Annotated in this window: 5 protein-coding genes; 2 read left to right on the top strand and 3 right to left on the bottom strand. The window is 68.3% G+C overall.

Translation table 11 applies throughout. The annotated features are described in order from the left end of the window. Positions 1 to 402: 402 nt before the first annotated feature. Positions 403 to 1,152, bottom strand: coding sequence for an SWIM zinc finger family protein (locus ACFWPJ_RS20365; RefSeq protein ID WP_378853538.1), 750 nt, complete (start codon positions 1,150 to 1,152; stop codon positions 403 to 405). After that, positions 1,152 to 4,142 carry a DEAD/DEAH box helicase gene (locus ACFWPJ_RS20360; protein ID WP_378853536.1) on the bottom strand — a complete coding sequence of 997 codons (2,991 nt, stop codon included), beginning with the start codon at positions 4,140 to 4,142 and terminating at the stop codon, positions 1,152 to 1,154. The genes ACFWPJ_RS20365 and ACFWPJ_RS20360 overlap by 1 nt, the downstream gene beginning before the upstream one ends. A 189-nt stretch (positions 4,143 to 4,331) precedes the next feature. On the opposite strand from ACFWPJ_RS20360, the gene ACFWPJ_RS20355 reads away from it, so the two are divergent. Together ACFWPJ_RS20355 and ACFWPJ_RS20350 are read left to right on the top strand one after the other, a co-directional pair. Beyond that, positions 4,332 to 4,694: a hypothetical protein gene (locus ACFWPJ_RS20355; protein ID WP_378853534.1), complete on the top strand. Its 363-nt coding sequence runs from the start codon at positions 4,332 to 4,334 to the stop codon at positions 4,692 to 4,694. 45 nt (positions 4,695 to 4,739) lie between these two features. Continuing rightward, positions 4,740 to 5,426 (top strand): HNH endonuclease family protein, encoded by a 687-nt coding sequence (locus ACFWPJ_RS20350; RefSeq protein WP_378853532.1) that lies wholly within the window; start codon positions 4,740 to 4,742, stop codon positions 5,424 to 5,426. A gap of 336 nt (positions 5,427 to 5,762) precedes the next feature. Here ACFWPJ_RS20350 and ACFWPJ_RS20345 read toward each other — a convergent pair. After that, positions 5,763 to 6,987: ABC-three component system protein (locus tag ACFWPJ_RS20345; protein ID WP_378853530.1), on the bottom strand; the 1,225-nt coding region annotated here is incomplete at its 5' end.

Here is a 6,987-nt window from a genome sequence, read left to right as displayed (position 1 = left end):
AAGAGGTGTATAAGAGACAGCCATACACATCGTTCCAGCGAGGCCGTAATTGATGATTGAAATCGAGTGCGAGGGGTTGCGGGCTATACTCAGCCTGGCACAGCAAGGCGTGGTACATGTAGGTTGGAATGACGGGTGCACCGCAGAAATACAATACGACACCTTCTTTCCCGCAGACGAGTCCGGGACCGGTAGCGAGGAATGGGCGGTCGATGTCATTTCGTGCACCGGTTGCGCTGGTCGGTCACTGGCGGCCGGCGAGGCGACCGTAATCTCGGCAGCTGATCCCCCAGACTGGGTCCAGTCCCCCGACAGAAGCCGGTCCTGGTCTCGAGAAGCGGGCTAAAGGTCGCCGGTTTTTGCACTCGATGGCAGCGGCCGGAAGGAATTCACCACGCATTCTCAACTGTCGAATTCCGGGTAGAGCGAACGTAATTCGCGCAGGCCGGTGGCGGCGATCTGCTCGTCCTCGGCCGACATCCGCAGGGCGCGGCGCAGCGGGATCGGGTCGAGATCCTCGATGACGGCATGGAATTCGATGCGCGGCAGTTCGGGAAGCGTGAGCAGATCGCCGTACGGATCGCCGGCTTCGGTGGTGCGGGTGGATTTCTCGACGCCGCCGATGAGGGTGTCCAGGTCGAGGCCGCGCAGGGTGAGGATCTCGCTCGGTTGCTCGTCGAGTCGTTCGGCGAGCAGGTAGCAGACCGCGGCGACGTGCTTGCACGGCCAGCCCATGTCCGGACAGCTGCAGGAGAAGTCGAGCTCGGCGGCGGTGGTCGGCAGCAGGTGCGGGCCGAGGGCGGGTGGCAGTGCGCCGGAGGCGATCTCGGTGAGCATGCCCGGCGCCTCCCTGATCTCGGCGAGCAGCAGCTCGACCTCTTCCTCGCGCAGCGGGCGCATCGCCAGCACCGAGGTGAACGGGCTGGGCTGGCTGCCCTGCACCTCCGCGGAGACGGCGCCGCGTTCGATCCGGTAGTTCACCACCTGGCCGACCCTGGCGTAGGTGCGCCCGCGCGAGAGCCTGCCCGCGTCGGCGACCTTCTCCACCGCCTCCAGCAGCGACCTGCCCCACCAGGTCCGGCCGAAGCCGCCGCGGGCCTGGGCGCCGCCGGTCACCGGCCTGCGCGGACCGAACTGACTGAAATCGGCCACTAGTCACCCACCGCCTCGGCGCCGAGAGTGAACAGTTCGCGCAGTTCGTCGGTGCTCAGTTCGGTGATCCAGTTCTCCCCCGCGCCGACCGCCAGTTCGGCCAATTGCTTCTTGCCGCTGATCATCTCGTCGATCCGCTCCTCGATGGTGTCGACGCAGACCAGCTTGCGGACCTGCACCGCGCGCTGCTGGCCGATCCGGAACGCGCGGTCGGTGGCCTGGTTCTCCACCGCCGGATTCCACCAGCGGTCCAGGTGGATCACGTGATTGGCGGCGGTCAGGTTGAGGCCGGTGCCGCCCGCCTTGAGCGAGAGCAGCATCAGCGGCGGGCCGTGCTCGCCCTGGAAACCGGTCACCATGTCGTCGCGGCGCTGCTTGGTGACGCCGCCGTGCAGGAACGGAACCGGCGTGCCGAAGCGCTCGGTGAGGTACGGCAGCACCAGGTCGCCGAATTCGCGGAACTGGGTGAACAACAGGGCCTTCTCGCCGTCGGCGATGACCGCGTCGAGCACGTCCTCGACCAGGGCCAGCTTGCCGGAGCGGTGACTGCCGCGGCGCAGGATCGGCGAACCGTCGCCGAGGAAGTGCGCGGGATGGTTGCAGACCTGCTTGAGCCGGGTCAGCGCGCCGAGCACGGCACCCTTGCGCGCCATGCCTTTCGCGTCCTTCAGTTTCGCGAGCATGTCGTCGACCACTGCCTGGTAGAGGGCGGCCTGTTCGACGGTGAGGTTGGCCCGCACCGTCATCTCCAGCTTCTCCGGCAGGTCGTTGATGACCGCCGGATCGGTCTTGAGCCTGCGCAGCACGAACGGATCGGTGATCAATCGCAGCCGGTCGACGGCCTGCTGGTCGCGTTCACGTTCGATCGGCACCGCGAACTTCGCCCGGAAGGATTGCGGGCTGCCGAGCAGTTTCGGCATGGCGAAGTCGAACAGGGCCCGTAGTTCCTCCAGGCGGTTCTCCACCGGAGTTCCGGTGAGCGCCAGCCGATGTCGAGCGTGCAGTGCGCGGGCGGCTCGCGACTGCCGGGTGGCCGCGTTCTTGATGTGCTGGGCCTCGTCGAGCACGACCCGCTCCCACTGCTGTTCGCTGAGCAGGGTCGCGTCGCGGGCCAGCAGAGAGTAGGTGGTGACAACGAGATCCGACTCTGCCACCGCCGCAGCGAATTCCGCACCGGTCAGCCGTCCTGGCCCATGGTGGACCAGCACCCGCAGGTCGGGGGTGAACCGCTGCGCTTCCCGCTGCCAGTTGCCTACCACCGACATCGGGCACACCAGCAGCGTCGGCCCGACCTGAGCCGCCCCCGCACCATGCCGCGAATCGGCCTGTCCACCTTGGTCAGCCACGACTTCGAGCTCACCGGCCTGCAGCATCCCGCCGCTGTCGGCTGCGGCACCCGCACGCCGACGGGCCGACGCCACCCGGCGGGTCGACGCGACCGCACCCGCTCCGGCCGACAGCAATCGGCCCTCGTCGACCCGGGCGGCGGACTCGCGTTCGTGTGCCAGCAGTGCCAGCACCTGCACGGTTTTACCGAGGCCCATGTCGTCGGCCAGGATCGCGCCGCAGTTGAGCCGGCTCATCGTGGCCAACCAGCTCAGCCCACGCTCCTGGTAGGGGCGCAGCTCAGCCTTCAGGCCGATCGGCACCGAGACAGGCTCGGGTTCGCCCTCCCTGGCGAACAATTCGGCCGCCCAGCCGTCGGCGGTGACCTCGGTGACCGGCACATTGTCGACGCGTTCGGCGGCGAGTTCGCCGATCATGTCGGCGAGGGTGATCGGGGTGTCGTCGGCGTGCATCGCGACATAGCGGGCGGCCGCGGCCAGTACCCGGTGGTCGGCCTGCACCCATTCTCCGCGCAGCTGCACCAGGTCCGATTTGCTGCGGATCAGCCGTTCCATCTCGGGTTTGGTGAGGACGAGGTCACCGAGCGCCAATTCCCAGCGGTAGGACAGCAATCCGCTCAGTCCGACGGTGGATTCGGCGGCGGCCGGGCTGCTCACCCGCAGCCGCATGCTCGGTTCGGCGATATTCCAGGCACGCGGCAGCAGCAGCCGGATCCCCGCCTCCTGCAGGGCGTGCGCGCCGTGGGCGACCAGGTCGGCGACGACCTCGGTGGGCAGCAGCAGGTCGAGGCCGCGCGGGTCGGTGGGCAGGTCACGCAAGCGCGGGTAGGCCTTGCGCGCATGGCCGAGCTTCTCGGCGGCGGTACGAACCAGGACCGGATCATCGTCGAGCGCAACAGGTTTCGGTGCGTCGTCGACAGGACGCAGGCAGACCTGCAGCCGCCACAGCGCCACCGATTCGTCGGCGGTGCCGAATTCGCCGTCGGGTTCGCACAGGCGCAGGACGAGTTCGGGTTCGTCGGCGGCGTAGCCTGCCCGCCACTGCCCCAGGGTCTCGGCCAGCCGGTAGGAGCCGACGTCGAGCGGGGTGTCGCCGACGAGGGCCCGCAGGATCGGGTGCGTCATCGTGCGGTGCGCGAGGTATTCGCGGGCGATGGGGTCGGTGAGCTCGGTGACCAGGTCGTCGAGCACGGCGGCGGGCGACCCGGCGACCCGCAGCGCCGCGGGCATCGCGGCCGCCAGCTCGGCCAGCCACGCCCGCTGCCGCTGTCCGCCGACCAGCCGCCAGCGCACCCACCACTGACCGTCGGCCCGCTCGACCTGCGGCACCACCCGGCCCGCCCGCACCCACCGTTCGACGCCGCGGGCGACGTGCCCGAGGAAGCGCAGATCGCCGGAGATGTTCTCGCGGGGCAGTCGGCTGCGCAGCACAACGGCCGCCGTGGGCGGCGCGAGCGCGTGCGCGCGTACCTCGGCGGTGTCGGCGTGCCCTGCGGCATCGACGACCAGCACCTGGGCGCGGTGCCGGAACCTGGCCCGCTCCAGGATGTCGCCGAGCACCGAACCGACGGCGACTGGTTCCCCGTCGTGCCACAGCAGCAGGCCGGCCCCGGGGGACCACAGACCGTGCAGCATGGGGACCATCCAAGCAGGCGGCACCGACACCCGGCGCGCCCGACCTCCCCTGGATTTCTCGCCGATCCCGGAACATACTGGGGTATCCCCTGGTCACGGGCCGGACCACCCACCGGCGACAACTACATACCGACCCAGGCGAACCGGGCTCGCTCCGGCTCGGCCGATGAACCCCTTGTATGCGTGCGGAGGGCAGTGATGACGATTCTGCTCCAGGTTCTCGAGCAGAGCTATACCCCGACAACCCCGTGGGAACGGCGCAAATTCACGTTCATCGATACCGGAAAGATCGTCGGCATGCGCCTGGACGGCCAGTCCGGCGTGTGGCTCGACCTGTCCAGACCCGGCGAATCCCAGCGCCTGGCACACACCGTCGATCCGCGCGATTCGATCATTTTCCTGCTCACCGTGTTCGCCAAGATCGCCGAGTGCGAGGACCGTGGCGGTTCGTGGCTGGTCGGCCACGACGGCACGCACATCTCCTCGATCGCGGCGACGCGGTTCCCACCCCATGCCAGTGAAGTGGCCGCCGACGACATCCTGGCGCGCGCCTGGTTGTAGCCCGTTCGGCATATCTGTCGGTGCCACCGGCTACAACCTGCAGGTATGCGGAAATGGGCTTGGCTGCTCGGCACGGTGCTCGTGGTCGCCGGTTGCGCTGTGCTCACACCGGACGATCCGGTGCTGCCCGCACCCGGCAGTCCGACGCGCGCCGAGGTGAGCGCGCTGCTCGACCGGGTGCGGGTGATCGCCGCCCGGCCACGCCCCGGCGGGTATGAACGCGGCTGCAAGCCGGGCCAGGCATGCGTGTTCGGCACCGCCTGGTCCGACGACACCGACGCGCCGGGCGGCCACGACGGCTGCGACACCCGCAACAATGTGCTCGCCGCCCAGCTGCGGGAGGTGGTGCGGCGCGGCCGGTGCGTGGTCGTCGAGGGCGTGCTCACCGACCCGTACACGGGCACCGACCTCACCTTCCGCAAGTCCGACGGCGGCCGCATCCAGATCGACCACGTCTACCCGCTGGCCGCGGCCTGGGACATGGGCGCCGCCCACTGGCCACCCGACCGCAGACTGCGCTTCGCCAACGACCTGTCGGTGAACCTGCTGGCCACCGGCGCGTCCACCAACCAGACCAAAGGCGACGACACCCCCGCCGACTGGCTCCCACCCGCCCGCCCCAACCACTGCTTCTACGCCGCCAAATACCTCACCGTCGCCGTCAGCTACGACTTGCCGATCACCGCCGCCGACAGCGCCACCCTGCGCGACATCGCCCGCGGCTGCCCGTGAAGACCGAATACTAACCATGTCCGTGCCGTTCGACCGCCCGAAACGTCTGGTCACTGCCGAGGAGTTCCGCGCGGGAGCACCGGAGGATTTCGGCGACATTCACGACGGGGCGTGCACCCCGAATGCATGGCGCGGTCGCCACAGCACAATCTGGTCGTCCGACGTTTGGCGGCAGCGCCGGAATTTGGGATCGACCCACACGGCCACTGCCGAGAGGTGTGCCGGAGACCGCGGCGATGCAGCCGCCAGGACCGCACAGCGCAAAGGGCCGGAGAGCACCAGGATGATGACGGTGGCATTGCGCTTCTTCGGCGGGGCGCGGCGCACCCACGTTCGTCACTGGTCGAACCGGAACCCGAACAGCCCACTGGTTTCATCCCGGTCGGTCAGCCGGGGCTCGATCACGTACGGTTCGCTGTCGAAGCCGAGCCGTTGCGCCTTGTGTAGGTCGTCCTCGTTCATGGTGACGATGTACTGCATGCGCTCGTCGTCGACAAGTTCGGCCGCGGCGGTCAGTGCGCTGGAGAGCTGCCGGTCGTCGACTCCGTCGAAGATGTGGCTGTCATGGACGAGGAAGTCCGGGCCGCGCCCGCCGCGATGCGCGATGACCGCCATGGTGAGGTCGAAGCAGAAGATCGACATCTTGTTGATCCCCTGGCTGGTGTCGCTGAAGATCTTCGGGGTGATCTCGAGACTGCTCGGGCCCGGATCGATGGAGAGGAACGCCGGGCGCTCGTGGCCGTACAACCTGCCGGCCAGATCGTTGAAAAGCAGTGTCGCCTCGTCGGTCTGGCTGCGGCGCTCCTCCAGATCGACGGCGATCTCCTGCCGCAGTTGCGCCTGCGCGGCATCGATTTCGCGACTGCTCGCCTCGACGGTCTGCGCGGCCTCCAACCGATGCTCTAACGCACCCCGTTTGGCCTCTTCCTGCGCCAGCGCTTCCTGGAGCATGGTCAACGCTTCCAGCGCACCGCCGGAGTTCAGCTCGGACAGGATCTGCGCCTGCTCCGCACCGAGCCTGGCACGCTCGTTCTTGCGCCACGCCAAGCCTTCCCGGGTGGCCTCGACTTCGGCGCGCAGGTAGGTTCGGCGGTTCCGTACCACCGCGGCGTGGAACTGCTTGACTTCGTCGAATCGGCGCAGCGTGCTGTCCGGTAGCGCGATACCGAGCTGGTCGTAGACCTGCTCCAGGTAGCGGACCTCGGGATCGACCGCTTCTTCGATGGCCCGCTCGAGCCGATCCAGGTTCATTCTGTCGAGCGCGTCCTGCTCACCGAATTCGTGGATTCGCCTGGTCAGTTCGTCGGCCCGCTCCTTGAGTGCCTCGTATTGCGGCACGACCCGAAACGAATCGAGTTGTCGGCGCAGTTCGGCGATCTTCGACTGCTGCACCGACATTTCGCCGCGCAGGTCCGCGGAATTGCCGACGACCCGCCCCCAGACCGGATCGTTCACCGCCTTTTTCAGCTGATTGCGCATGGCCTTCTTTGCGGCGAGCTCCTGATAGCGTGCGGCGAGCACCCAGTCGAGCCCGAGCAGGTACGCGATGTTTGAAGTGCCC

Origin of the sequence: Nocardia sp. NPDC058497 (genome assembly GCF_042720195.1) — a bacterium.
In the GTDB taxonomy this organism is placed as follows: domain Bacteria; phylum Actinomycetota; class Actinomycetes; order Mycobacteriales; family Mycobacteriaceae; genus Nocardia.
Note: the sequence above shows the minus strand (reverse complement) of the source record. Positions and strands in the feature narration are given on the sequence as shown.

Excerpts from the sequence above, each read along its gene's own strand:
- ACFWPJ_RS20360 (WP_378853536.1), bottom strand. The coding sequence starts at position 4,142 with ATGGTCCCCATGCTGCACGGTCTGTGGTCCCCCGGGGCCGGCCTGCTG.
- ACFWPJ_RS20355 (WP_378853534.1), top strand. The coding sequence starts at position 4,332 with ATGACGATTCTGCTCCAGGTTCTCGAGCAGAGCTATACCCCGACAACC.
- ACFWPJ_RS20350 (WP_378853532.1), top strand. The coding sequence starts at position 4,740 with ATGCGGAAATGGGCTTGGCTGCTCGGCACGGTGCTCGTGGTCGCCGGT.